Here is a 1,720-nt window from a genome sequence, read left to right on the forward strand (position 1 = left end):
GCAGTGATTTTTTCTTCCGTCTGTCTGTTTGCCATATCAGGCGCTCCTTTCAGACGGACGGCTCATTTGTGGCAGTTCCATTATACCACATTCCGGCTGGTTTGCCAGCTCGTCGTTGCGGATCAGCCGCAGAATTTTATCTTCCATCGTTTCCTCGGCGGTTTCGCTAAGGTAAACACGAACTTTATAGGTGGTGTTGCCAATGTGCCGAGTCAGAAACACGACGTTTTTATCTGCCATAGAACCTCTCTTTCTTGCGCTTTCGGCGCATCCGGTGTATACTGTTATTATAGTTCCGTTGCCTGTAACCTGCGATTGTGTTACTTCTTTTTTGTGTCAAGCCTGAACATGGCGAAAGCCCCCTTTCTCCTGCGTGAACGAGCCAATGTAACCTGAGTAACTTGTTTTCAGATTACTCTTTCACTAATAGGAGAAATCCGGGGTGCAAAACGGAACCATTTTTGAAAAATCGAAAAATTTTTTTGAAAAGAGGTGGGGTCATGGCGTATCTGTCTGATGACGAGCTTCTGGATACCGAGGGTGGCTTCACCGGATGGGACGATGGGACAGGCGCTGGGGCGGAGGAAACGCTGGAACAGGCGCTTGCGGAAGAACGTCTGGCCGAGCTGGAAAGCGAGCTGGAGCAGGACGAGCATCCCATCGACTATGAAGCAGAGCTGGAGGACGAGGAGGAAGAAGCTGCCCCGGTCAGTGATAAACGGCTCAAACGGGAGATGCGGGCCGAGGCCATACGGCGGCTGGAGGAAGCAGCACGCACGGAGAAAGATTTCCGGGCCGTGGTGGAGGAATGGAACAAGCTGGACCGGAACCGGGAGCGCCGGGAACGGGACCACGAAAACCTCCGTGGGGATGTGCCGCTGGAATATCAGGCGGTGCCGGAACCGAAGCTCATTCCCCGCTGGATGAACAACCCCGCATACCGGCAGCTGATGGCTGGAAACTTTCTGGACATCCTGTTTGACTGCCCCTATGAGATGCACAACCTGACCGCTGATCCCTTTATTTCCCGCATGGTGGAGGAACTAAGCGAGGAACACAAGGAAGTTTTGTATTTTCTCTCTTTGCGCCTATACAGCTCTACCCGGCTTGCCGCTGTGCGTGGGCAGTCTGACCGCAACATCCGAAAGCTGCGGAAAACCATCCACAAAAAATTGCAGCGCCAGATGTATGACCATCTGTGCGGCAAACCGGAACATAGCCTGACCTTGCGGGAACGTCAGTTTTTGGAGGAATACTCGAAAATCGCAAAGAAACAGGGCAAGGATGCCGTGATCCGGCGGGAGAACAAGACCAAGCGCAGAAAAAAGAAAAACCGCCCCTGATAATTGGGACGATTAAGGAGAAAGGGCGTGTATGATGAAAAATTTATTTGAACAATCCCGTTCCCATTGGGTGCGGTACGATCACTATGAGCTGAAAACAGCGGGAGATGGCAAGCGGTATATCACCCCCAGCAAGAGCGCGAAGCCGGACGTCTACAATCCGCTGAAAGAGGTCCCCAACATTGTGCTGGATGCGCTGAATGTGGGGATGCTGATGATGGGACGCAAGCCGGAAGCAGAAGTGGAAAAGGCGGTAATGGAGTTTATCACCCGGTACGGCCTGCTGGGGCTGATGACCGCCCTGCCCACCACGCCGTCCTTTATGGACTATGAGGCGGTATACCTGCCCAAAAACCACTTCATTAAGGAAGAATCCA

The 1,720-nt window shown here is 52.7% G+C and carries 2 protein-coding genes and 1 pseudogene; 2 read left to right on the plus strand and 1 reads right to left on the minus strand.

Annotated elements, in window-relative coordinates:
- Positions 1 to 36 precede the first annotated feature (36 nt).
- Entirely contained in the window at positions 37 to 240 is a 204-nt protein-coding gene (locus B5F88_RS19330) for a transposon-encoded TnpW family protein (protein WP_087937036.1), read from the minus strand.
- Positions 241 to 500: 260 nt separating this feature from the next.
- Between B5F88_RS19330 and B5F88_RS19335 the strand changes: the two genes are divergently transcribed.
- Positions 501 to 1,343 (plus strand): hypothetical protein, encoded by an 843-nt coding sequence (locus tag B5F88_RS19335; RefSeq protein ID WP_087937037.1) that lies wholly within the window; start codon positions 501 to 503, stop codon positions 1,341 to 1,343.
- 31 nt (positions 1,344 to 1,374) lie between these two features.
- Positions 1,375 to 1,720 (plus strand): annotated as a pseudogene (locus tag B5F88_RS19340) (hypothetical protein); the annotation flags it as partial.

Origin of the sequence: Flavonifractor sp. An306 (assembly GCF_002159455.1) — a bacterium.
Classification (GTDB): Bacteria; Bacillota; Clostridia; order Oscillospirales; family Oscillospiraceae; genus Flavonifractor.

What these genes read in the sequence shown, in the direction of transcription:
- B5F88_RS19330 (WP_087937036.1), bottom strand. Translation starts at nt 240, where the DNA reads ATGGCAGATAAAAACGTCGTGTTTCTGACTCGGCACATTGGCAACACC.
- B5F88_RS19335 (WP_087937037.1), top strand. Translation starts at nt 501, where the DNA reads ATGGCGTATCTGTCTGATGACGAGCTTCTGGATACCGAGGGTGGCTTC.